The 23097-nt window shown below is 62.2% G+C and carries 18 protein-coding genes; 8 read left to right on the top strand and 10 right to left on the bottom strand.

Features of this window, described 5'->3' with window-relative positions; all coding sequences use genetic code 11:
• Positions 1–111 precede the first annotated feature (111 nt).
• Complete coding sequence (locus J2Z17_RS14655; RefSeq protein ID WP_209946298.1) at positions 112–1242, top strand: glycosyltransferase family 2 protein; 1131 nt, start codon at positions 112–114, stop codon at positions 1240–1242.
• 35 nt (positions 1243–1277) lie between these two features.
• Here J2Z17_RS14655 and J2Z17_RS14650 read toward each other — a convergent pair whose 3' ends face one another.
• Complete coding sequence (locus J2Z17_RS14650; RefSeq protein WP_245224111.1) at positions 1278–2114, bottom strand: NAD-dependent epimerase/dehydratase family protein; 837 nt, start codon at positions 2112–2114, stop codon at positions 1278–1280.
• A gap of 150 nt (positions 2115–2264) precedes the next feature.
• Here J2Z17_RS14650 and J2Z17_RS14645 point away from each other — a divergent pair, with 150 nt between their 5' ends.
• On the top strand, positions 2265–3077 hold the full coding sequence (locus tag J2Z17_RS14645; protein WP_209946294.1) for a cephalosporin hydroxylase family protein: 813 nt from the start codon (positions 2265–2267) through the stop codon (positions 3075–3077).
• A 98-nt stretch (positions 3078–3175) separates the two neighbouring features.
• On the opposite strand, the gene J2Z17_RS14640 is transcribed toward J2Z17_RS14645, so the two are convergent.
• The 8 genes from J2Z17_RS14640 to mscL all read right to left on the bottom strand — a co-directional run bounded on the left by J2Z17_RS14640 (position 3176) and on the right by mscL (position 11378).
• A complete protein-coding gene (locus J2Z17_RS14640; RefSeq protein WP_209946292.1) occupies positions 3176–4447 on the bottom strand; it encodes a glycosyltransferase family 2 protein in 1272 nt (423 codons plus the stop codon).
• 130 nt (positions 4448–4577) lie between these two features.
• A complete protein-coding gene (locus tag J2Z17_RS14635; RefSeq protein WP_209946289.1) occupies positions 4578–5807 on the bottom strand; it encodes a class I SAM-dependent methyltransferase in 1230 nt (409 codons plus the stop codon).
• On the bottom strand, positions 5804–6367 hold the full coding sequence (locus J2Z17_RS14630; protein ID WP_209946287.1) for a dTDP-4-dehydrorhamnose 3,5-epimerase family protein: 564 nt from the start codon (positions 6365–6367) through the stop codon (positions 5804–5806). Before J2Z17_RS14630 ends, J2Z17_RS14635 begins: the two co-directional genes overlap by 4 nt.
• Entirely contained in the window at positions 6364–7443 is a 1080-nt protein-coding gene (rfbG, locus tag J2Z17_RS14625; RefSeq protein ID WP_209946285.1) for a CDP-glucose 4,6-dehydratase, read from the bottom strand. Before rfbG ends, J2Z17_RS14630 begins: the two co-directional genes overlap by 4 nt.
• A gap of 3 nt (positions 7444–7446) precedes the next feature.
• Entirely contained in the window at positions 7447–8217 is a 771-nt protein-coding gene (gene rfbF / locus J2Z17_RS14620) for a glucose-1-phosphate cytidylyltransferase (RefSeq protein ID WP_209946283.1), read from the bottom strand.
• A 200-nt stretch (positions 8218–8417) separates the two neighbouring features.
• A complete protein-coding gene (galE, locus tag J2Z17_RS14615) occupies positions 8418–9452 on the bottom strand; it encodes a UDP-glucose 4-epimerase GalE (protein WP_209946281.1) in 1035 nt (344 codons plus the stop codon).
• A 155-nt stretch (positions 9453–9607) separates the two neighbouring features.
• Complete coding sequence (locus J2Z17_RS14610) at positions 9608–10777, bottom strand: pyridoxal phosphate-dependent aminotransferase (protein WP_209946279.1); 1170 nt, start codon at positions 10775–10777, stop codon at positions 9608–9610.
• A gap of 157 nt (positions 10778–10934) precedes the next feature.
• Positions 10935–11378: a large conductance mechanosensitive channel protein MscL gene (gene mscL / locus J2Z17_RS14605; protein ID WP_209946347.1), complete on the bottom strand. Its 444-nt coding sequence runs from the start codon at positions 11376–11378 to the stop codon at positions 10935–10937.
• 206 nt (positions 11379–11584) lie between these two features.
• On the opposite strand from mscL, the gene J2Z17_RS14600 reads away from it, so the two are divergent.
• The 3 genes from J2Z17_RS14600 to J2Z17_RS14590 all read left to right on the top strand — a co-directional run bounded on the left by J2Z17_RS14600 (position 11585) and on the right by J2Z17_RS14590 (position 17006).
• The gene (locus tag J2Z17_RS14600; protein ID WP_209946277.1) at positions 11585–15109 is read left to right on the top strand and encodes a hybrid sensor histidine kinase/response regulator; all 3525 of its coding nucleotides are present in this window, start codon (positions 11585–11587) and stop codon (positions 15107–15109) included.
• A gap of 154 nt (positions 15110–15263) precedes the next feature.
• Entirely contained in the window at positions 15264–15701 is a 438-nt protein-coding gene (locus J2Z17_RS14595) for an FKBP-type peptidyl-prolyl cis-trans isomerase (RefSeq protein ID WP_209946275.1), read from the top strand.
• Between the two features lie 258 nt (positions 15702–15959).
• Complete coding sequence (locus J2Z17_RS14590) at positions 15960–17006, top strand: aldo/keto reductase (protein WP_209946273.1); 1047 nt, start codon at positions 15960–15962, stop codon at positions 17004–17006.
• A 34-nt stretch (positions 17007–17040) separates the two neighbouring features.
• Here the strand turns inward: J2Z17_RS14590 and J2Z17_RS14585 are convergent, their stop codons facing one another.
• The gene (locus J2Z17_RS14585) at positions 17041–18747 is read right to left on the bottom strand and encodes a glycoside hydrolase family 32 protein (RefSeq protein WP_209946271.1); all 1707 of its coding nucleotides are present in this window, start codon (positions 18745–18747) and stop codon (positions 17041–17043) included.
• Positions 18748–19073: 326 nt separating this feature from the next.
• Between J2Z17_RS14585 and J2Z17_RS14580 the strand changes: the two genes are divergently transcribed.
• From J2Z17_RS14580 to J2Z17_RS14570, 3 genes are all read left to right on the top strand, one after another.
• Positions 19074–20354 (top strand): hypothetical protein, encoded by a 1281-nt coding sequence (locus tag J2Z17_RS14580; RefSeq protein ID WP_209946269.1) that lies wholly within the window; start codon positions 19074–19076, stop codon positions 20352–20354.
• 121 nt (positions 20355–20475) lie between these two features.
• Entirely contained in the window at positions 20476–21900 is a 1425-nt protein-coding gene (locus tag J2Z17_RS14575; RefSeq protein WP_209946266.1) for an oligosaccharide repeat unit polymerase, read from the top strand.
• Entirely contained in the window at positions 21900–23081 is a 1182-nt protein-coding gene (locus tag J2Z17_RS14570) for a glycosyltransferase (protein WP_209946264.1), read from the top strand. Before J2Z17_RS14575 ends, J2Z17_RS14570 begins: the two co-directional genes overlap by 1 nt.
• Positions 23082–23097: the final 16 nt, after the last annotated feature.

The raw sequence follows: 23097 nt of genomic DNA, 5'->3' as shown, positions 1-23097 counted from the left end.
GAGATCGTGCCATGGGCCCAAGGCGACGCGCCGGGCGATGGCCTCCGTCAATCGCAGTTCGCAAGGCAGTCGCCCCGCGCGCGCCTACGGCCGAACCATACGAGGTCCAGAATGCCGAAGCTTTCCGTCTGTATCCCGGTCGAGCCCGACCAGGCCGCCCCGTCTTTTCTCGTCGACACCCTGCTGGCACGCTCCGGCGTCGATCTGGAAGTGATCGTCTCGCTGTTCGAAAGCAGCCAGGACAGCGCGGCGGCCCTCTACGAGAAGGCTGCCAGCGATCCGCGCCTGACGATCCTGCCCCCGGCACCGGCCAACATCACCGCGGCACAGCTGTGGATCGGCACCGTCAATGCGGCAAAGGGCGACTGGGTGACGATTGTCGCTCCCGACGACATGCTGGATCCGGACCTCGCCAAGCTCATCGCCCATGTCGAGGAGACACGGCCGACAGCGGACGCAATCGGCTGGAATTCCTTCCAGATCAGCCCTACCGCCTCGCGCGGCACCAAGACTGCCGTTGCGATCCCGGTGCAGCACAAGGTGTCGGAGATCGACAAGGCGAGCATGCTGGACGCCTTTTTCAACTGGACGGCCGCACCGCAGACGCCGAAGGTGCCGTTCGGCCTGTTTCACGGCGCGCTGAAGCGCAGCCTGGTGGAATCGATCCTCAGCGCCTCCGCGCCGACCAGCTGGCTGACCCCCGTGCCGCGGTTCGAATGGACGGCCCGCACGGTGCTATTTGCCAATGAACTGGCGCTCTCCCATCGGCCGATGTCCGCCACCAGCACGACGCCCTACCGGCCGGTCGCCGTGCGGTCTGCGCTCGAAGGCTTCCCGCTCGACGGCTCGATCGGCCTGACCGCCGCCATCGCCGAGATCCAGGCCCGCGTGCTGAGCGAACTCGGCAGCGAGTGGGGCGGCTTCAATGAGAACTTCGTCCGCTCCTGCAGTGTCGACTGCATTCTGGAACACGACCCCGCCGTCTTCGAGCAGCGGTGCCAGGGTTATCATGCCGCGCTCCAGCGGATGCCGGGCGGCGAACAGCTGCTCCCCTATTTCCAGCCGAAATATTACCCCGAGCAGCCGGACGACCGGCGCCGCGGCCTGGTCGGACAGACATTGCTGGTCGATCGCTTTATCGGCAATGCCCAGACGGCCCAGGAATTCTACAGCGTCGTCAGTTCGATCCTCGCGCCGATCTTCGTGATCACCGACCAGAAGGCGCCCGCAAAGGAAGCGTGACGCGATCGGGCGGCCCGATAGGACCTGACCCCGTGCTAGCGTCGCGCAACATTCGGCACGCCGACGACCGACGCCGGGTCGGAGGGGTGGATCGCGGCCGTGCCGAATTCCAGCAGATCACGGCGGCCATATTCGTCGGCGATCCTCTCCGCCAGCTGACGGATGGTGATCGGCACACCGGAGCATATGTTGACCGGGCCGGTCTGGCCGGTCTCGGCCACCGTCGCGATCATCCGGCCGGCATCGGCGACGTCGAGAAAATCACGGATCTGCGTGCCTGCCGACAGTTTCACCGTCTCGCCACTCTCCAGCTGGCGACGCAGATAGGGCACAAGCCGGGCTGGATATTCTCCGTCACCATAGAGATAGAACAGGCGACACCAGGCAAAAGCGGTCTCGGTCGGGGCAAAGAAAGGCTCCAGCATCTGATAGAGCGCCAGCTTGGAAGCCGCATAGAGCGTCGAGGGCGCGAGCGGGGCGGTGACCTCGAGCCTGTCGGAAGGCAGGCGATATTCCATACAGGTGCCGACGCCGACGAAATGGCCTACACCGGCCGCCAGGGCGCCTTGCGCCAGAGCCAATGTGCCGCTGACGCAGGCGAGATTCTCCGATGCATCCTGAAACTTGCCCGGCTCCACATACCAGGCCGCATGCACGACGGTATCGATCTCCCGGCAGGTTTCACGCCACCAGTCGCCGGAATGGGCGAAGAGGTCGTCCGTGTGGAGAATATCGGCCTCATCGGTCGGCACGAGCAGCCTGTCCTCGCGGCCCGGCCGCAGCACCAGCCTGACTTCGTGGCCATCGCCTTTCAGGGCCTTGTGGACCTGCCGGCCGACAAATCCGCTGCCGCCTGTTAGCAATATCCTCATCGTCATCAGTCCCGGGTAAGCGTGATTGACTTTAACAGTCGAAGGCGCGCGACGCGTTCAGATCTTCCGCTGTAGCAAGCGGGTCGTTTGGTTTAAAGTCCCGTCGCGCGACAATGAGAAGAAGCAAAGCTTTGCGGAAAGAGGAAACGCATGGATCCCGTCGAAGAGTTTCGTCAGTTCGTCACCAAGAACATCAAGGACATTGGCGAGGACCGCGACTTTCTCGCGCTCTCCAATATCTGGACGCGAGAATCGGTGCGGCATCACTATTCCTATAACTTCACCTGGCTCGGCCGCCCGGTCATTCAGGTGCCGCAGGATCTCTATGCGGTGCAGGAACTGATCTGGTCGTGCCGTCCGGACCTGGTCATCGAGACCGGCATCGCCCATGGCGGCTCGCTGATCTCCAGCGCCTCGCAACTGGCGCTTCTCGACTACTGCGATGCCGTGGAAAACGGCGACGTGCTGGACCCGAGAGCCGGCAAGCGCAAGGTCATCGGCGTCGACATCGACATCCGCCCGCACAACAGAACGGCGATCGAGGCCCATCCGCTGGCGCACAAGATCGAACTCTATCAGGGGTCTTCTGTGGACGAGGATGTGTTTGCCAAGGTCAAGACTGCAAGCGAGGGATATGAGAAGGTGCTGGTCTTCCTCGATTCCAATCATACCCACGAGCATGTGCTGGCCGAACTCGAGCTCTATGCGCCGCTGACAACGGCCGGTTCCTATTGCGTCGTCTGGGACACGATCGTCGAGGACTTCCCCGATTCGATGTCGGATGACCGCCCCTGGGGCAAGGGCAACAATCCGAAGACCGCGGTATGGGAATATCTGCGCAAGCTGAAGGACGAGGGCCGCACGGCAAACGACGGCGCGGCACTGTCGTTCGAAATCGACAAGGTCATCGAAAACAAGCTGGTGTTCACCGCGGCACCGGACGGCTTCCTGAAGCGCGTCTGACGTCGCCTCGGCGCGCCCTGCCCGGAAACGCAAAAATGGCGCCGCGCGGCGCCATTTTCCATTCCTGTCAGGGTATCAGGAGAGAGCGCGCCAAGCCATCAGCTGGCGCGGCGGCGTTCCGACAGCGGTGCATTCAGCCTCAGCGTCTGCGGCGCCGGACGCCCGGCCCGAAGGCCCTCAGGATTGATCTCCAGCATATCCGCCGGCTTGATCATGCATCGGACGATATCGAAGAACTCGCCGACGGTCCTGGAGCCGCCGATCGTCTCCTCGATCAGGACGGCATTTTCAAAGAAACCGGTCTTGATCGAATTGGCGGCATCGCGCTTGCCGATGAATTTCGGATTGTAATGCCGCAAATATTTGCCGCCCTTCCAGCTGGCGAAGGCCTGCGCATAGGCTTCGCGCGCCTGATCGAAGGATTCCTGGTCCGCATAATAGCCGGTATCGATGGCGCAGGCCTTGGCAAAGCCGACTTCCCAGTTCGGGTATTCGTAGCCGTATTTGGTTTTGAACCAGTGCTGCATCTGGGCGATTACAGCTGGCGTGCCGAGCAGGCTCTTAAAGGGCAAATCCCTTACGGCATCGTCCGTTTCAAAATCGCGCCCCACCTCACCGATGAGAGCACTGATATTCCTCCGGTATTCGTCACGCTTACCGATCCCCGCCGAATTACTCAGCGGGCATTTGCCCATCACGGAAAATGGGCGCGGACATACAGCGAATTTCTGGCCCAGCGCAATCACCTTGCAGGAATTGTCGTAGTCGACGATCGGATGCTCAAAATAGAGGCCGCCAAAGGTCTCCTTGATCCTGAGCATGAGCTTGCGCGAAATCGCCGAATGATAGATGGAAAACCCGCTATGCGGAACGTGTGACGCGTCCTTCCAGCCGAACATGCTGTTTTCCAGCAGGGACTTGTGCAGCAGGAAGATCTCCTCCTTGAGCACGATCTTGGTGCCGTGGATTTTGCCTTCCTCGGTCGGCCAGTTGTAGTTGACCGGTGGCCAATGCAGGGCGTCCGTGTCCGGCTCGACGGCCATCAGCCGATCGAGAAGCAGCACGAGATCGGTATCCATGTAGTCGTCGTCGCCGATGAAGACGATCCAGTCGCCGCTGCAGGCTTCCATGCAGCGCTCCCAATTGTCGACCATCGAGAGAACACGATCTTCGGAAGGCAGATAGACCATGCGCGGATCGTCGATGGACTTGATGAAATCATTCATGATCGCCGGTTCGTCGGAATTGTCGGCGAAGATGAATTCGACATTGCGGTGCGGGCTTTGCAGTTCGGCACGAATCGTGTGCTGGAAATAATACTGGCGGTTGCGCGAGGGCACGCAGACGGAAAGAAGCGGCTTGCTGGTCATGAAAAATGCCTCCGGGGCCGATTGGCGGAAAGGGTGGCGGATCGCGTTTCGCTGGCGGCGCTTGGTCCATCATGCCGCGCGGCATGCGGTCCAACGACATTGGCGGCATCCGGCTGCGGCGTGCCGGCGGCTACGGCATGACCGTCAAGGTCGGCACAGCCGTCACACACTTCCCACCCCAATCTCTGATAAAGGAAATCTGCTCGGTTATCTCGGCCTGTAGATTCCATGGCAAAATCACCACTCTGTCGGGTTTTTGACGTTCAAGTTCACGCATGTCGACAATCGGGATGCGGCTGCCCGGCATCACCATTCCCTGCTTGGCGGGATTGCTGTCGACGACAAAGGAAATCAGATCCGGCTTGATGCCGGCAAAGTTCATCAGCGTATTGCCCTTGGCCGCCGCGCCATAGGCGGCAACCGACAAGCCCTGGCGCTGGCAATCGATGAGAAAGGCCAGAAAGTCGTTGCGCACGCGCTGCGCGGCCGTCTGGAAACCCGCATAGAAGGAGAGGTCGCGCATGCCAGCCGCCGTCTCCGCGTCCAGCACCGCCGCCACGTTCGGGCTCAGTGCATGGGCCGCCGTCTCGCTGCGTCCGGCAAAGACGCGCAGGCTGCCGCCATGCCAGGGCGTGGTTTCGACGTCGAAGACGCTCAACCCGTTCGCCTCGAATATCCGGATCACCGCCGTCAGCGACAGATAGGAGTAATGCTCGTGATAGGCCGTATCGAACTGCGCCTCGCGGACCATGTTGAGCAGATGCGGGAATTCGAAGGTGGCAACGCCCGTCGGCTTCAGCAGGGTTGCAAACCCGCGCACGAAATCGTTGATGTCGGGCACATGGGCAAGCACGTTGTTGGCCGCCGTCAGGTCTGCCGACCAGCCATCGGCCACCAGGGCCTGCGCGACGTCTTCCCCGAAGAACAGTTCGCGGATCTCGATGCCCCTGGCGCGCGCCGCCGCCGCGGTGCTCGCCGTCGGCTCGATGCCCAGCGCCGGAATGCCGCGCGCCTTTACATACTGCAGGAGATAGCCGTCATTGGCCGCCACTTCGACCACGCGGCTCTCGGCGGTCAGCCCGAAGCGCTCGGCCATCGCCTCGACATAGCCTTGCGCATGCGCCAGCCAGGAAGACGAGAAGGAGCTGAAATAGGCGTAGCTGTCGGAAAAGAAGGTTTCGCGCGCGGCGAAGTCCTCGGTCTGCACGAGCAGGCAGTCGGCGCAGACACGGATGATCAAGGGGTACCAGAGTTCCGGCGCGTCCAACTGGTCCGGTCGCAGATAGGAATTCGACGGCGGCGCGCTCCCCAGGTCGAGGAAGGGGCCGAGATGCGACGATCCGCAGTGACGGCACTTCATGCGGCAAGCCCCCGGTAGTCGTCGGCGATCTTCGGATGGGCGGCATCGCGCGCCGAGAGATTGACGATCGGCAGCGGCCAGTCGATGCCAATCGCCGGATCGCGGCAGGAAAGTCCGCCCTCCGCCTCGGCATTGAACGGTGCGGAATGGGCGTAGATCATGCGCACATCATCGGTCAGTGTCTGGAAGCCATGGGCAAAGCCCTGGGGGATCAGCAGCGAGCAGGCATTGTCCGCCGACAGTTCGACCGCGAAATGCTTGAGGAAGGTCGCAGACCCCTCCCGCAGATCGACGGCCACGTCGAGAACGGCACCGGCTGTGCAGGTCACGAGCTTGACCTCGCCATGCGGCGGATGCTGGAAATGCAGGCCGCGCACGGTGCCGCGGAGACCCGTTCCGGTCTCGTTGATCTGGGCGACGGGACCATCCCAGCCGGCGGCCAGCAGTTCCTCGGCACAGAAGAGCCGGGTCAGGAAGCCACGCTCGTCGCCGAGCCGCAGGCGCCTCAGAAGCTGCAGGCCGGCAAGCGGCGTTTGCCGGATTTCGAAGCGTGCAGTCATCCGGCCAGCCGCTCCATCTTGCGCTGGCGTGTCTCGAAGGCGGTGATGTCGGCAAGGCAGAGCTCTTGTGCCGGGCGACCTTGGGCCAGTTCCCGATACCAGCCCATCGTTCTCTCGATCGTTTCCGTGAAAGACCAGGTCGGGCGATAGCCGAGCAGGCGCTCCGCGCGGGTCGAGTCCAGCATCAGATAGCCGGCCTCGTGCGGCCCCTCGGTGCCGTCACCCAGAACCATCTCGCCCCGGCCATAGGACGCGCGCGCGGCTTCCAACACCGCGCCGACGGTCGCAGCCGCGGCTGCATTCGGCCCGAAATTGAGGCTTGCGGCAAAATCCGGCTCGCTCCAGAGCCGCTCCGCCATCAGCATATAGCCGTGCAGGGGTTCAAGCACGTGTTGCCAGGGACGCACGGCATCCGGCCGACGCACGGAAAGTGCCTGGTAGCTGCTCCAGGCCCGCACCGCATCCGGGATCAGCCGGTCTTCCGCCCAATCGCCGCCGCCGATGACATTGCCCGCGCGCGCCGTCGCGATGCCGATGCGCCGTGCGGCGAAAAACGACGCGCGGTAGCTGGCGGTCACGATCTCGGCTGCGGCCTTGCTGGCGCTGTAAGGATCGTGCCCGCCAAGCGGATCGGTCTCGATGAAGGGCCGCCCGTTTTCGGGATTTTCGTAAACCTTGTCGGTGGTAACCACCACCACCGCACGCAGATCCGGGCTGACGCGCAAGGCATCAAGCAGATGGGCCGTTCCCTGGACATTGGTTTCGAAGGTGGCCGCCGGATCACGGTAGCCGGCGCGCACCAGAGGCTGGGCTGCGAGATGGAAGGCGATCTGCGGCTTGAACTGCGTGACCCGCGCATCGACGGCGACCTTGTCGCGGATGTCGCAAATCGTTTCTCCGTCGGCCTCCCGGCCATTGAGCAGGACGTGCAGCGAGGGATCGGTCTCTGCCGGCAAAGACAGGCCGCGCACATCGGCGCCGAGCCTTGTCAGCCAAAGCTGAAGCCAGCTGCCCTTGAAGCCGGTATGGCCGGTCAGCAGGACGCGTTTTCCCTTCCAGAATTCAGCAGAAGCCATGGTTCACCAAAGCTTCCAGGGCGGCCGCCCGCTCGTCCAGAGGTTTTCCAGGTGGTTCTTGTCGCGCAGCGTGTCCATCGGTTGCCAGAACCCCTTGTGGAAGAAGGCCTTCAGCTCGCCCTCCTCGGCAAGACCGGTCAGCGGCTCGGCTTCCCAGGTCGTCGCATCACCGTCGATGCGATCGATCACCTTGGGCGACAGGACAAAGAAGCCGCCGTTGATGAAACCGGCCTCGCCCGCAGGCTTCTCGATGAAGCCGTTGACCGTGTCGCCGTCGAGTGCGAGCGCCCCGAAACGCGCCGGTGGCTGCACCGCGGTCACGGTCGCCAGCTTGCCGTGGCGCTTGTGAAAATCGATGGTCGCGGCGATGTCGATGTCGCTCAGCCCGTCGCCATAGGTAAAGCAGAAGGCGTCCTCGCCTTCCAGATAGGGGGCGACGCGCTTCAGCCGGCCACCGGTCATCGAATTCTCGCCGGTATCGACCAGCGTCACGCGCCAGTTTTCAGCACTCTGGCGATGAAAATGCAGGCGGTTCTCCACCAGGTCGAAGGTGATGTCCGACATGTGGAGGCCGTAATTGGCGAAGTATTCCTTGATGTAGTAGCCCTTGAAGCCGCAGCAGATGATGAAGTCGCAGATGCCGTGAGCATGGTAGAGCTTCATGATGTGCCAGAGGATCGGGCGCCCGCCGATCTCGATCATCGGCTTGGGCTTCAGATGGGTTTCCTCGGCGAAGCGCGAGCCGAGACCACCCGCCAGGATGACGGCCTTCATGCGCGCCTCCTTGGCCAGCGTGCCGTCCTGCGTCTACCGAAACTGCTCCTGAGCCACGCGCCGTGCATGCGATGTCCTGCCCGAAATCCCCAAAGTTCAGGCAGAAGGCTAGCCGGTGAAGCTGTCGTCAAACTGGCGCAGGCACGAAGGCCTTGCGTTCCGATTGAACGCAAGGCCTTCTATAACGGGGTCCCGGAGGGTCAGGAGGCCAGCGCGGCGACCCGGCGCTGCAGGGCGGAGACGTCCTCGAGATCGACATCCATCATCTTCTGCTGCCAGGTCAGGGCAGAGGAGACGATCAGGTCGAGGTCGTCGAAACGTGGTGACCAGCCCAGCCGTTCGCGGGCAAGAGAAGAGTCGGCGACAACGTAGGCCGCATCGCCCAGACGCCGGCCGGAATGCACCACCTGCAGAGGCTTGCCCGACAGCCGTTCCACGGTCTTCAGCACGTCGAGCACCGAGAAGCCGCGACCATAGCCGCAATTGGCGATCAGCGAGGTGCCACCGTTCTGCAGATAGCCCAGCGCCTCGACATGGGCCGAGATCAGGTCGGCGATATGGATATAGTCGCGCACCCCCGTGCCGTCATGGGTCGGGTAGTCTCCGCCGAAGACCTGGATCGCGTTGCGCTGGCCAAGCGCGGTCTCGCAGGCGACCTTGATCAGGTGGGTCGCGTTGCGGGTCGATTGGCCGACACGGCCTTCCGGATCGGCACCGGCAACGTTGAAATAGCGCAGCGCCACGAAACGCAGGTCATGGGCACGCGCTGTGTCGGCCAACATGATTTCGCTCATCAGCTTCGACGAGCCATAGGGGTTTTCCGGCCGCGGCGTGTCCATCTCGGTGACCGGTGCCAGCGACGACGGCGTGCCATAGACCGCTGCCGTCGAGGAAAAGATGAAAGCCCGGACGCCGGCCTGGACCGCGGCGGCCAGCAGGGTGCGGGTATTGGCGGTGTTGTTCTGGTAGAACTCGAGCGGATCGCGCACCGATTCCGGAACGACGACCGAGCCGGCGAAATGAACGATCGCCTCGATCTCGTTTTCGACGAAGATCTGCTTCAGCAGATCGGCATTGCCGATATCGCCGAGATAGAATTTCGCCTTCGGCGCGACGGCCCAGCGAAAGCCGGTCGTCAGCCGGTCGACGACCACCACCTCGCGCCCTTCGTCCAGAAGACGCCAAACCATGTGACTGCCGATATAGCCGGCACCGCCAGTAACCAGGATTGCCATGCGAAACCTCCCGCGCTCAAATACTCGGGGGCAAGCCAATCACGGAAATTCTGAAGGACGCTTTATCGCAGGGCGAAACCGGCCGGTTTCGCCCTCGAATTCTCCTGACAGGCTTTCGGTCTGCCTAACGGTTTAGGTCAAATTTGAATGAACGCTCACAGCGCCAGGATATAGCGGCTCAGGCGCTCGGCGGCGTCCTCGATATGGCGCGGGTCGCGCAGGAAGCAGGCCCGCAGGAACGGGCCGCCGCCCACTCCAAAGGCGCTGCCGGGCGCCAGTGCCACGCCGGTCTTGTCGACGATGTCGATTGCCGCCTTGCGGCTGTCCGTGATGCCGTCGATCTTCAGGAAGGCATAGAGGGCACCCTCGGGCTTCAGCGTCTCCACCCGGTTGGTGGCGATCAGCCGGTCGCAGAGAATGTCGCGCGACAGGCGCGCCCGCTCGAAATTCTCACGGATGACGTCGTCGCCGCGATCGAGCGCGGCGACCGCACCGCGCTGCATGAACTGCGCCACACCGGAGGTCGAATACTGGATCAGGTTTTCGATCGCCTGACCGAGTTCGGGCGGCGCGACGATCCAGCCGACACGCCAGCCGGTCATCGACCAGTTCTTCGAGAACGAATTGGCAAAGACCACCCGGTCGCCCTCTTCCATGACGTCGAGGAAGGACGGGGCACGGCTGGCGGCGCCGAAATAATAGAGCGCGTAGATTTCGTCGGCGAGGATCCAGAGGCCATGCTTGCGCGACAAGGACAGAATGGCCTTCAGGTCGTCTTCCGTCGCCGTCCAGCCGGTCGGGTTGGACGGGGAGTTGATGAACATCGCCTTGGTCTTCGGCGTTATGGCCGCTGCCAGCCGGTCGATGTCGAGGCGCCATGCGCCGTCGCGGAATTCGAGAGGCACGGTCCTGGCAACCGCACCGGACAATTCGATAGCGGAGACGATGTTGGGCCAGACCGGCGACAGGAAGATCATCTCGTCACCCGGATCGGTCATCGCCTGCACAGAGAGCGCGATCGCCTGCATGCCCGAACCGGTGACGTAGAAATGCTCCGGCGGCAGATCCACGGAAAAATGGCGCTGGTAGTAGCGCGAGATCGCCTCGCGCAGTTCCGGGATGCCGCGCTGCCAGGTGTAGAAGGTCTCGCCGCCGATCAGCGCCTGCGAGGCGGCCTCGGCGATGAAGGCCGGGGTCGGCAGATCGCCTTCGCCGGCCCAGAGAGGGATCAGGTCATCGCGGCCGCGCGCGTAGTTGATGATATCGACGATACCGCTTTCGGGGGCATCACTCGCACGGCGGCTCAGACTGGCAAGAAGGGACATGGCACTCGCTTTCGATTGGCTCCATCGCTCATAGCCGAGTGCGGCGCAAAAATCTCATCAGAAAGCGTGAGGCTGGTATCGATTTCGGTGATGCAAACCGGTGTGACCAACCGTCATCCCGTCTGGGCGGGATGACGGCACAATTTCAGACCGGTGATCAGGCCTGGCGCGTCTGTAACAGGTCGCGGATTTCCGTCAGCAGCTTGATATCGGCCGGCGGCGGTGCGGGCGGGGTTTCTTCCGGCGGACGCAGCTCTTCCTTGCGTTCAACCGAGGTCCTGAGCTTGTTTACGCCCTTGACCATCAGGAAGATGATCCAGGCGAGAATGACGAAGTTGATCCCCACGGTGATGAAGTTGCCATAGGCGAAGACCGCGCCCTGCTCGCGCGCCGCGTCCAGGGTGGGCGCGGTGACCGCGCTGCTCAGCGGAAGGAAATAGTTCGAAAAGTCGAAGCCGCCGAAGATCACGCCAATGAGCGGCATGATGATGTCCTTCACCAGCGAGTCGACGATCTTGGCGAAGGCGGCACCGATGATGACACCGACCGCAAGGTCCATGACATTGCCGCGCGCGATAAATGTTTTGAATTCGTCCCACATGCTCTCTGGTTTCCCTTTTTGACCGACCCCTGCCGGCAATAGAAAAGCATACCTAGCGGATGGTTCAAGCCAGTAAACATCACCGAGACGAAAATTAGTCGTCTCCGTTAGACTTAAGGCGCACGATCCCCGCGATTTCCAATCGACGCGCTTTGTCATAGGATCGCGATCACGCGTGAGGAGACGCTGTGCGCCAAGGAGGGTGCGTGCTTCCTGGATGGGTCATTTTTTCGTCCGCGATCGTCTACCTCGTCCTGCTGTTTGCCGTGGCGAGTTATGGGGATCGAAAAAGCCGCAAGCGCGGTGCGCCGGACAAGGGGCGGCCGTTCGTCTATGCGCTGAGCCTGGCGGTCTACTGCACATCCTGGACCTATTTCGGCGGCGTCGGACTGGCCGCCGAGCGCGGGCTGGAATTCACCGGCATCTATATCGGCCCGATCCTGATGTTCACCCTCGGCCTGCCGCTGGTGCGGCGGATCATTGCGCTCGCCAAATCGGAAAAGCTGACATCGGGCGCCGATTTTCTCGCTGCCCGCTATGGCAAGAATCCGGTGGTCGGGCTGCTGGTCACGCTCATCTGCCTGTTCGGCACGATCCCCTATATCGCGCTGCAGCTGAAGGCTGTCTCCTCCTCGGTCAGCACGCTGGTCGATCCGGCCCATTACGGCATCGGTACCGGCAATCTCTATTTCCTCGATCTGCCGCTGATCGTCGCGGTGTCGCTTGCCTGTTTCGCCATCGTGTTCGGCACGCGCCACACGGATGCGACCGAGCACCAGGACGGGTTGATCCTGGCGATCTCGATGGAATCGCTGGTCAAGCTTGTGGCCTTCTGGACGCTCGGCCTGTTCGTCGTCTTCGGCCTGTTCGACGGCCCCAGCGATCTCTGGCAACGGGCGACCGCCTCGCCCGAGGTGATGCAGGCGCTCGCCTACCAGACACCGATCGGGCGCTGGTTGACGCTGATCGGCCTCTCCGCCTTCGCCATCATCATGCTGCCGCGCCAGTTCCATGTCAGCGTGGTCGAAAACCGGACGGCGGGCGAACTGAAACTCGCCCGCCTGCTCTTTCCCCTGTATCTCGTCGCCATCAACATCTTCGTGTTGCCGGTCGCGATTGCCGGCATCCTGAACTATGCCGGCACGGTCGACGGCGACCTCTACGTGCTCGCAGTGCCGCTTGAGCAGCATGCGCCGCTGGTCACGCTGATCACCTTTCTCGGCGGCCTGTCTGCGGCAACCGCCATGGTGATCGTCGCTTCGGTGGCGCTGGCGATCATGATTTCCAACGACATCGTGCTGCCCTTCTTCCTGCGCCACAAACTGCTGGTCAGGTCCGGTCAGCGGGCCGATTTCGCCCGGCCGCTGCTTCAGATCCGGCGCAGCGCCATCTTCGTGGTGATGCTGCTCAGCTATGCCTATTACCGGACGGCCGACAATTCGACCGGCCTCGCCTCGATCGGCCTTCTGTCCTTCACCGCCATCGCCCAGATCGCTCCGCCGCTGCTCGGCGGCCTCGTCTGGCGCGGCGCCAACGCCCGCGGCGCGATCATCGGTCTGACGGTCGGCCTGTTCGGCTGGGCCTATCTGCTGTTCCTGCCAAGCTTCGGTGGGGAGGACAATGCCGCGCTGACCGGCGCGATCCTGTCCTTCCTGCTGCCCGGCACCGGCTTCGGCGACGGTCCGTCAGCCGATCCCTTCGTCAATGCGACGCTGCTCAGCCTGCTTGCCAACACGGTCGCCTTCGTTCTGGGCTCTCTCAGCCGCAATCCGCGCCCGGTGGAGCGCCTGCAGGCCGGCATCTTCGTCAAGCGCCATTCCCGCTCGCAATTTGCCACGCGCGGTTGGAAGACGCGGGTCAATGTCGGCGACCTGAAAGCGGCGATCGCCCGCTATCTCGGCGAAGAGCGCATGCAGCGCTCGTTCCTGACCTATGAACAGGCAAGCGGCCGGCGGCTATCCGACGACGGTCCGGCCGACATGGCGTTTATCCATTTTTCCGAACAGCTGCTCGGCAGCGCCATCGGCTCGTCATCGGCCCGGCTGGTGCTGTCGATCATCCTGCAGCGCGCCGAAGACACTTCCGCCGACACGGCCTGGCTGCTCGACCAGGCAAGCGATGCCCTGCAATACAATCAGGGAATCATGCAGAGCGCGCTGTCGCAGATGGACCAGGGCATTGCCGTGTTCGATGGCAACAACTGCCTGACGATCTGGAACCGGCGTTTCCGGGAGCTTCTCGACCTGCCGGAGCAGCTCGGCCGCGTCGGCGTGCCGCTGGCCGATATCGTCGACATCCTGGAAGCCCGCGGCGACATGCCACCCCAGGGCAAGCCGGCCAAGGTCACGAAGTCGCGACCGGAAGATTTTCTGCGCGTCGACAGAGTGTTTCGCATGCAGATGCGGGGCGGGCGACGGATCCTCGAAGTGCGCTCCAATGCCATGCCGGACGACGCCGTCGTCGCGACCTTCACCGATGTGACAAGCGAAGTTGCTGCCGACCAGGCGCTGAAACAGGCCAACGAGACCCTGGAACAGCGTGTCGAGGAGCGCACCGGCGAACTGGTGCGCGTCAACCGGGAACTGGCCGAAGCGCAGGCGGCGGCCGAGGAAGCCAATCTCGGCAAGACCCGCTTCTTTGCCGCGGCCGGCCACGACATTCTGCAACCGCTCAATGCCGCCCGCCTCTATGCCTCCGCCCTTGTCGAGCGGATGGACAGGACCGACAACAGCATGATGGTGCGCAATATCGATTCCGCGCTGGAATCGGTCGAAAGCATTCTGGGCGCCGTACTGGACATTTCGAGGCTCGATACCGGCGCGATGAAGCCGCATCTGACCTCTGTGCCGCTCCAGCCGCTATTCTCCCGCATCGAGACGGATTTCGCCCCGATGGCCCGGGAGAAGAACCTGAAACTCGTCGTGATGCCGACCTCGCTGACGGTCACAAGCGATCCCAACCTGTTGCGTCGCCTGGTGCAGAACCTCGTCTCCAACGCGATCAAATACACCCCGAGCGGTCGGGTGCTGATCGGGGCGCGGCGGCGCGGCGATCAGGTGATGATCCGGGTGATGGATAGCGGCATCGGCATACCGTCGACCAAGTTTCGCACGGTGTTCAAGGAATTTGCCCGCCTCGACGAAGGCATGAAGACGGCGGCGGGCCTGGGCCTCGGCCTATCGATCGTCGACCGCATCGCAAGGGTCCTCGATCATCCTGTCAAACTTGCCTCGGCGACCGGCCGGGGCACCAGCTTCGAGGTTCAGGTGCCGCGCGACCTGGCAGGCACCAAGACGGTTTCCGCAGCGTCTGTTCTTGCTGCCGAGCGCGGTCTGAGCGCGTTTCGGGATTTCCATGTTCTGTGCATCGACAACGAGCCGCAGATCATCGAGGGCATGACGCTGCTGATTTCCGGCTGGGGCTGCACGGTGACAAGTGCCGGCTCTATCGACGCACTCGACACGCTTATCGCCGAACATCGCAAACCGCCCGATCTCATCATCGCCGACTATCACCTGGGCGAAGGCAGCGGCATCGATGCGGTCGTCAAGCTGCGGGCCGCCTATGGGGCGGATATCGCAGCGCTGCTGATTACCGCCGACCGTACCCAGGACCTGCGCGCCGAAGCCGAACGACACGATATCGGCGTGCAGCACAAGCCGGTGCGGCCGGCAGCCTTGCGTGCCTATATGTCCCGCATCGTCGGGACGAAGCGCAGCGCCGCCGAATGACCTGGGCGCCGCCTGCGGCAAATTTGGCCTCGACGGCATTTTAGGCTATAATCGCCGGTGCTTGTGCCCCGAACGGTGCAACGACAGTCATCGCCGGCATCCCGTTCACTCCCTCGCCTGCCGGCAGTCGAAACCCAATCAAAGGACAAGAACCATGACGCAGGCCAAGACGGGCGACACCGTCCGTATCCACTATATCGGCACCCTCAAGGACGGCAGCCAGTTCGACAGCTCTGTCGGCCGCGACCCCTTGCAGTTCCAGCTCGGCGCCGGCCAGATCATTCCCGGCCTGGACCGCGAGATCGACGGCATGAATCTCGGCGACAAGCAGCGGGTGGAAGTGCCCGCCGGGGAAGCCTATGGACCGCATGATCCGCAAAAGGTCCAGCAGGTGCCACGCAACGTCATTCCGGAAAACATCGAATTGCAGCCGGGCATGCAGTTGCAGGCCCAGACCCAGAACGGCGTTCCGCTGACCGTGGTCGTCACCGAGATTCAGCCGGAAAGCGTGACGCTCGACGGCAACCATCCGCTGGCCGGCCAGGATCTGGTCTTCGATGTCGAATTGATCGAAATCGTTCAGGCCGCTTGAGCCAGCGCCCGAATTTGCAGGTCTTCACGAGAGTTTGATCTCTGCGCCTGCCCGCGCTTCACCCGGCCCCCTTCAGGGCCGGGTTCTTTGTATTATCAGGGCACTGCATAGACATTGGGGCCGTCCAGGGGACTTGCGCCAGCGCCAGATGGTATGGCGCGGCGGAGGTCGCCATCCGGCCGGCAGGTCGCTAGCTTGCAAAAAGGAGGTAGATATAATAATTAGTTACGCTCCGCACCATCTGGGGATGCTTGGTCGATGCGCTACAACACACTCGGGAAGACCGGGCTGCAGGTATCTGAGTTCTGCCTAGGGACGATGACCTTTGGCGAACCGACAGATGATCTGTGGAGTGCCGTGGCCGGTGTCGATCAGTCAACCGCCGACCGCATGGTCGACTACGCCTTCTCCTATGGCGTCAACTTCTTCGACAGCGCCAACGCCTATTGCGACGGCATGGCCGAGCGGATGCTGGGCAGATCGCTGAAATCGCTGGGCATCAAGCGGCAGGATATCGTGCTGTCGTCGACCCTGATCGGCTTCACCGACTTGCGCTCCGGCACCCACAATCCATCGCGCGCCGGCATCGTCGAGGCCGTCAAAGGCAGCCTGTCGCGGCTGCAGACGGATTATCTCGACATCTACACTATCCAGGACACCGCCCCGCTGATGCCGATCGACGAGTTGCTGCAAGCGCTCGATACCCTGGTCTCCGAAGGTCTGGTGCGCCATATCGGCGTGTCCGACTGGCAGACCTGGCGAATTTCCAAGGCGCTCGGAATCTCCGCCCGGCACGGCTATCATGCCTTCGGCGCGCTGCAGGCGCAGTATTCTCTCGCCAATCGGGAGATCGAGCGGGAAACCGTGCCGATGCTGGCCGAGGAAGGCCTGGGGCTCGTCGCCTGGTCGCCGCTCGCCGGCGGGCTTCTGTCCGGCAAATACGGCCCCGGGGCTGCGCGCACGGCAAGCGGGCGACGCGACACCGTCGATTTCCCGCAGGTCGACGTCGAACGCGCCTTCGACTGTGTGGCTGAAATGCGCGAGATCGCGATGAAGCACGATGTCAGCGTCGCCGAAGTCGCGCTCGCCTATGTGCTGGCCAAGCCCTTTGTCACCAGCGTGGCGATGGGCGCACGCGATATTGCGCAGCTCGAGAGAAATCTGAGCGCCAGCGAACTGACCCTCGACGAGGACGACCTCGACAATCTCGACGGGGCAAGCGCGCTGTCGGCAGAATATCCGGCCTGGCCGGTCGAGCTGCAATCCGGCCGTCGCCCGCTCCGCGGCATCCTCAAAAGCGCCTGAAACAAGAGCCCCGCTGACGCGCGTCCGCTCCTGTTCAGGGGCGAAGCGCCCAGACCGTTGCATGCGACACCAGCCCCGGCGCCGCCTTCAGCTGCGCGGAGCGCACCGGCTCGAACCCGGCGATCCGCTTGGTCCCGGTCCAGCGGCCGTGATCGGCAAAAACCTCGATCGAGCCATAGTCGAGAAACACACGGATGCGGCTCGGTCGGGCACCGGCCGCGATATATTCGGGCGAGGCCTTGCCCTCCTCCTCGTGCCGGATCAGCAGCCCGTTTTCATTGACCTCGACGGCCAGATGCACATGCGGATGATCGAGCTCCAGCACGACCGGCGCGCCCGGCTCCGTCAGCTCGAAAATGATCTCGATGGCGCCATTGACGAAGGTCACCACCTGGCCCGCCGAAAGCCGCGTCCTATCGAGAATATGGCTGCGCAGGCTTTCCGCAGCCCCGATCGGCGGCGTCAGCAGCACGCCGTCGCTGAGCAGAAGCCGCCGCGGCAGGGTCATGGCCGTCGGGAAGTCCACCGCATAGCCGGTATCGGCCCAGTTGGCGAGCCAGCCGATGCCGACCCCGTGATCACCGTCGATAAAGGCCTGGAAGGCGTAGTTGTCGGTGCCGAAATCGAGCTCCTGCTCGAATTCCTTGACGAAGGTCTTGCCATCGAACCAGCCGACATCGACCATGCTCAGATTGTGCCGGCCGGTCTTCGCGTCGGTCGAATTCATCAGGCCATAGAGCAGGCCCCATCGCGTGGCCGGATCGTTTGCCGGTCCATCCAGCGGCAGCAGGCACGGGCATTCGATCGCCGTCGTCGCGTAGCGCTTCTCCACCCAGATCTTGCCGATATAGGTCCATCCTCCGGCCGCCGTCATGTCCTGGGTTTCATAGAGCAGGATGACGCCGCCTTCCTCGCTCTGGCTGCCGAGCAACATCTTCCAGAGCCCGTCCGGCCCCCGGAACACGTAAGGATCGCGGAAATCCAGCGTCAGCCCCTGATTTTCCGGACGCTGCTCGAGGATGACTTCGGCATGCCCCGCGCTGAACAGGTCGGGCGAGACCGCCGTCATCTGGATCTGCTCTTCGGGTGTGCGGTCCTTTTCCTGCTCGGTGAAGAAGACCCGGATGCCCGGGCCGTTCGGCAGCGGGATGGCCGAGCCCGAGAAGGCGCCGCCGCGCTTGTCGGGCCGGGCGCGCAAGGCCTCGCTTGGAAACAGGAAGATCGGCAGATGGCGCCAGCGCAGATAGTCCGAGGAGACCGCATGGCCCCAATGCATGTTGTTCCACTGCAGCCCGTGCGAATAGTGCTGGTAGAACAGATGCGGGCGGCCGCCGAAACGGCCAAAACCGTTCGGATCGTTCATCCAGCCGAAGGGTGGCCGGAAATGATAGCCGTCCTGCAGATTGGGTGGCGCATTGCCCGGATTGGTATGGATGACCGTGATACCGGTTTCCAGCACGTCGGAGGGCGTGAACCAGTAGGCAACGGATATCGCGGTCGTCTCGGTGTTGTAATGCAGCTCGATGTGGCCGCCACCAAACACGTGATAGATGCGAAACTCGTATTCCTCATGGTTCGTCGCCATCAACTGGGCGAACTGACCGTTGGAACTGTGCATGGAAATCACGCCAGGCGCGTTCGGACTGATTGCCTTCATCCATATGTGAAGGGTCGAGTTCACCGGCAGGTCCGCGTGAAGGATACGCACGGCCTCGGTGCTGGCGGTCTGATTGCTTGGCATCGGCTTTCCTGTGTGTCTGCTGAAACCTAGCAAGGGTCGATCAGAAGTAAAGGCCGGGCCTGGCAAAAGGCGAGAGACCGGCCTGCGAACCGGCACCGGCGACGCCATTCTTTTCCAACGCCCCAGGGAACGCGTGATTTTCCACTTGGGATCAGGCGAATTCCCTATTTCCGTTCGAGAGCCAATAGAGTAACGTTAGAGCAATTACAGGCTTTATAATTTAAATATCTGCTTTTTTAGTTCCGATTAATCTTTCTCTTCGGTCGAGTCTATGACCTATATTGGCTTTCTCTAAGATGAATTTCGAACCGCGACCGGAAAAGACGATGCCGACGGCCAGCCGCACCGTGCTTCGCCGGGCGAGCAATGTGGCACTGCTGGTCGGAGGCTACGGCATTGGTCAGGGCTCGATGTTCATCGCCCAGACCTGGCTTCTGGCGCGCGGTGAGCTTGGATTGCTCGCCTTTTTCGGCACGAGCTTCGCCTTCGCTATTCTGGCGATCATTCTGGTCGAGGCCGGATCGATCATCGTTCTGGCGCGCCTCACCGTGCAGAATCTTGACGCCGACCCGGGTTGGCAGGCGATCTGGCGCTGCTATTGGGAAACCAGCGTTTTTCGGGCGAGTGTCGCCGTCATCGTGGTCTTAGCCGGCCTATTCTATCTGGCAGTAATCGGCGCCGACAGGCAGACGACCGGATTTGCCCTTTGCTTCGTGCCCGCCATTGCCATCTGGGCGTTCAACGGTGCCGGGCTGATCGACGGCCTCAGCCTCAGCGGGTTGAGCGGGCTGACCGGTTCGCTGCCCTATGTCGCCGCCGCGATCGGGCTGTTCATCGTCTCGACGACCGAGCCGCAATCCTATGGAGTAATCTTGGGTGCGGGCCTGTCGATCGGCTACGGGCTGACCGTCGTCGCGCATTTCGTCATCCTTTGGCGCCTCGGCCACCGTCCCAGGCTCGTCATGCCGAGCCGCTACGGCCTCCGGCGATCCTTTGCGGACGGCCTCTCGCTGATCTCGACCCAGGCGCCGGGCCAGCTCTATTTCCGCTATCAGCTGCTGCTGTCGCACTGGTTCCTCGGCCTCGACGGCACGGCGCTGTTCATCTACGGCAAGCAGATCGTTACCGCCTTCATCCAGTTGCTCACCTTCGTCCGGCGAACGGAATTTCCGGGTCTCGTAGCCCGTCTCAACGGGGGAAGCGGCGACCGGATCCAGGCGATCTTTCAGGAACAGCGGCTCGGCAATTATCTGGCCTTCTGCCTGTTTGCCTGCGTGGCCTGCGCGGGCGCGGGCATCTATGCCTTTGGCGGCACGACAGCCGCACCCGCCGGCTTCGCCATAGCGGCGCTGGCGCCGACGATCTTTTCAAACACGCTCAGCCTTGCCTTCAACCAGGGCCTTTCAGCCCTTGGTCTCTATCCGCAGCTGGTGCGCAGCACCGCTCTTGCCATGACGACGGGCGCCCTTGTCTCGACCACACTTGGCGCCACGCTCGGCATTCTCGGGTTCGCGATCGCCGACATGCTCCAGCACGTCACCAGCCTGACCCTCAACATCCGCACCATCCGCCACCGCCCGCCCGCCGCGGCGAGCGACACGCGTTAGTAAAGGGAGGAAAGGGTTATGGAAAGGCAACTCTCACCAGCACATTCCGCGGCACCGGGGCACGTATCGGGGAGGATGGTGGTGAAGGCTGGGTGCACCGCGAATGGGCGAAGGAGTTAGCATGGATTATGTCCGGACACGCCGGATCGTGCACCGATCGAGTCTATCTATTGAGCGGATCGCCGTGCCACTTTTCATGTTTCTATATTACGTGGCGACAGCAAAAGATGGGTGGATGGCGGTCATCGTGCTGCCAGCCACGTTGACCATAGGCTTCTTCGCGCTCCGCGAGAAAGAACGCTACATGACGGCGAACGATGTCATCGCCTTCCTATGTTTTCTGTTTTTCGTTATCTCTCCGGTGCAGGCGATTTCAAACGGTCATTTCACATCGGATCGGTATGTCGCGTCTCTGCCGATCGGCTATCGGCATATTATCGTCGCACAGGCAATTTTCTGCATATTTTATGCCGGCTTCACCCTGACGACGAGCGCCCTGAAACGCTTCAGCACCGAATATGAGTATCGACTGGACAAGCTGTCGGCCATCATGCTGTTCGGCATCATGTGCTTTGCCTTCATCGCACATGTTCTGTCCTATGGCAGCTTCGGCAATCTACTGGCTGCGCGCTACGAACGCGATACGGAAGAGCTGAGCACGGGAATCGTTATCTGGAAAGGGCTGCTTGTCAGCTCAAACTTGTTGCTGTTTTGCGCGGCATTCGGAAGCAAAAAATCAAGCTACCTGCATAAGGCGCTTGCGATCCTGTCGGCGGTTCTCATGCTGATCTCCATCAACCCCTTCAACATCGCAAGGAATATGCTCTTCAATGCATGGTTTCCGTTGCTGATTGTGGCTCTGCACGGCCGAATACGGCCGATACATCTGCACGTGCTCTTCATATTTGCGATCCTCATTGTCATGCCGATCTTCAACTATACCGGCAGAGAAGGCCTGACCCTTGGGGATTCCGTCGCCATTCTCGGCGACAACATCTCTCAGTCCTTGAGTGGACCGTTCTCAGATGTTTTCGACATGCTTTGTGCGGCCACACTATGGTTCGACACGCATGCTTTTCACTACGGTCAAAAGACCGTCGGACTTCTCTTCTTCTTCATCCCTCGGGCAATATGGTCGGGCAAGGCCACGCTTACCGGCCTCGATGTAGGCGGTTATCTTTACGATCTGGGGTTCCTCGGAACGCCCAACCTTTCCTTCTTCATCGGTGGGGACTTCTATGCCGACTTTGGCCTGCTGGGACCATTGATCGGCGCGCCGCTCGCCGCACTCATCGTCTACCTTGCCATCTACCAGCGCGGCTCCTCGGTAAATGGCTACAAGGTAAAACTCCTGCTTTATATCAGCACCCTGCCGATTCTCATTCGCGGGCCTGTCGGTGCCAATGTCGGCCTGTTGTTTTTCGAACTGATCTTCATCGCTTTGCTTTTGCGGATGTTGCGGCCAATCGGCATACGCAAGAGAGCCCGCGCACATCAAAGGCAAGAGCACCGACTTCCTAACGTCCCTGTACGAGTAGCCACCTGATGCGGATTCTTCGCGTTATCGCCAGCACAGATCCGCGTGGCGGGGGGCCGATCGAAGGACTGAAGCTCAGTGCGGCCGCGCTATCGGAGATGGGGCACGAGACAGAAGTCGTGTCGATGGATGATCCCACAGCTGCCTTCTTGCGCCATCTTCCCTTTGTGGTGCATGCGCGTGGTCCGAAGAAATTCGGAGGCAGGTACGCACCCGATCTGGCCCCGTGGATTGCAGAAAATGCAGCGCGCTTCGATGTGGCCGTCATTCACGGCTTGTGGAACTGGGCTTCCGTCGGCGGATCGATCGCCGTCAGGCGCGCGCGTTTGCCCTATGTGCTCTTCACCCACGGCATGATGGATCCGTGGTTCAAGACACAATATCCGGTCAAGCATGTCGCCAAGCAGGCTCTGTGGCTTGCCGGCCAGGGCCAGGCGCTGCGGGATGCGCAAAGCGTGCTGTTTACGTCAGAGGAGGAAAAACTTTCGGCACGGCATGTATTCTGGGGCCATCCCTATGCCGAGGAGGTCGTTGCCTATGGCTGCGCCGCGCCGCCGGCGCGAAATCCAGGACAGGACGATGCATTTTGCACCTGCGTGCCGGATCTCAAGGGACGGCGCTACCTGCTTTACCTCTCCCGCATTCATGAAAAGAAGGGATGCGACCTTTTAATCGACACCTTTGCCCATGCGGCCTCCGCCGACCCCGATCTTGACCTCGTGGTCGCTGGACCGGATACCCACGGCATGACGGCAGGCCTAAAAATGGCGGCCGCGGCCAGTGGTATCGGGGGCCGCGTCCACTGGCCGGGCATGCTGACCGGAGCTGCCAAATGGGGCGCCTTCCACGGCGCCGAAGCTTTCATACTGCCGTCCCATCAGGAGAATTTCGGCATCGTCGTCGCAGAGGCCATGGCTTGTGGCACCCCAGTGCTCACGACCAGCAAGGTCAATATCTGGCGCGAAGTTCAGGCAAGCGGCGGCGGGTTGATCGAGCCGGATACGGCCGAGGGCGTCCAGAACCTCCTATCAACGTGGATGGCGTTCAGCAAAGACAGCAAGCAGGCCATGCGCAGCAAGGCACGCTTGGGTTTCGAGCGCAGTTTCCGCATCGAAACTGCCGCAAAAGCCCTCGAGGCCGTCCTTGCCAAAGCCAGTAAAAGCCGCTCACAGCGCCTAGAAGAGGCCTAACGACCAATTTTTCATA

The organism is Heterorhizobium halophytocola (assembly GCF_017873095.1).
GTDB classification, from domain to species: Bacteria; Pseudomonadota; Alphaproteobacteria; order Rhizobiales; family Rhizobiaceae; genus Allorhizobium; species Allorhizobium halophytocola.
The sequence above is the reverse complement of the archived record's forward strand: the minus strand, read 5'-3'. Positions and strand labels throughout refer to the sequence as shown.

Bases quoted from the DNA above. Each gene is read 5' to 3' on its own strand.
- J2Z17_RS14655 (WP_209946298.1), top strand. From the start codon at position 112: ATGCCGAAGCTTTCCGTCTGTATCCCGGTCGAGCCCGACCAGGCCGCC.
- J2Z17_RS14650 (WP_245224111.1), bottom strand. From the start codon at position 2,114: ATGAGGATATTGCTAACAGGCGGCAGCGGATTTGTCGGCCGGCAGGTC.
- J2Z17_RS14645 (WP_209946294.1), top strand. From the start codon at position 2,265: ATGGATCCCGTCGAAGAGTTTCGTCAGTTCGTCACCAAGAACATCAAG.
- J2Z17_RS14640 (WP_209946292.1), bottom strand. From the start codon at position 4,447: ATGACCAGCAAGCCGCTTCTTTCCGTCTGCGTGCCCTCGCGCAACCGC.
- J2Z17_RS14635 (WP_209946289.1), bottom strand. From the start codon at position 5,807: ATGAAGTGCCGTCACTGCGGATCGTCGCATCTCGGCCCCTTCCTCGAC.
- J2Z17_RS14630 (WP_209946287.1), bottom strand. From the start codon at position 6,367: ATGACTGCACGCTTCGAAATCCGGCAAACGCCGCTTGCCGGCCTGCAG.
- rfbG (WP_209946285.1), bottom strand. From the start codon at position 7,443: ATGGCTTCTGCTGAATTCTGGAAGGGAAAACGCGTCCTGCTGACCGGC.
- rfbF (WP_209946283.1), bottom strand. From the start codon at position 8,217: ATGAAGGCCGTCATCCTGGCGGGTGGTCTCGGCTCGCGCTTCGCCGAG.
- galE (WP_209946281.1), bottom strand. From the start codon at position 9,452: ATGGCAATCCTGGTTACTGGCGGTGCCGGCTATATCGGCAGTCACATG.
- J2Z17_RS14610 (WP_209946279.1), bottom strand. From the start codon at position 10,777: ATGTCCCTTCTTGCCAGTCTGAGCCGCCGTGCGAGTGATGCCCCCGAA.
- mscL (WP_209946347.1), bottom strand. From the start codon at position 11,378: ATGTGGGACGAATTCAAAACATTTATCGCGCGCGGCAATGTCATGGAC.
- J2Z17_RS14595 (WP_209946275.1), top strand. From the start codon at position 15,264: ATGACGCAGGCCAAGACGGGCGACACCGTCCGTATCCACTATATCGGC.
- J2Z17_RS14590 (WP_209946273.1), top strand. From the start codon at position 15,960: ATGCGCTACAACACACTCGGGAAGACCGGGCTGCAGGTATCTGAGTTC.
- J2Z17_RS14585 (WP_209946271.1), bottom strand. From the start codon at position 18,747: ATGCCAAGCAATCAGACCGCCAGCACCGAGGCCGTGCGTATCCTTCAC.
- J2Z17_RS14580 (WP_209946269.1), top strand. From the start codon at position 19,074: ATGCCGACGGCCAGCCGCACCGTGCTTCGCCGGGCGAGCAATGTGGCA.
- J2Z17_RS14575 (WP_209946266.1), top strand. From the start codon at position 20,476: ATGGATTATGTCCGGACACGCCGGATCGTGCACCGATCGAGTCTATCT.
- J2Z17_RS14570 (WP_209946264.1), top strand. From the start codon at position 21,900: ATGCGGATTCTTCGCGTTATCGCCAGCACAGATCCGCGTGGCGGGGGG.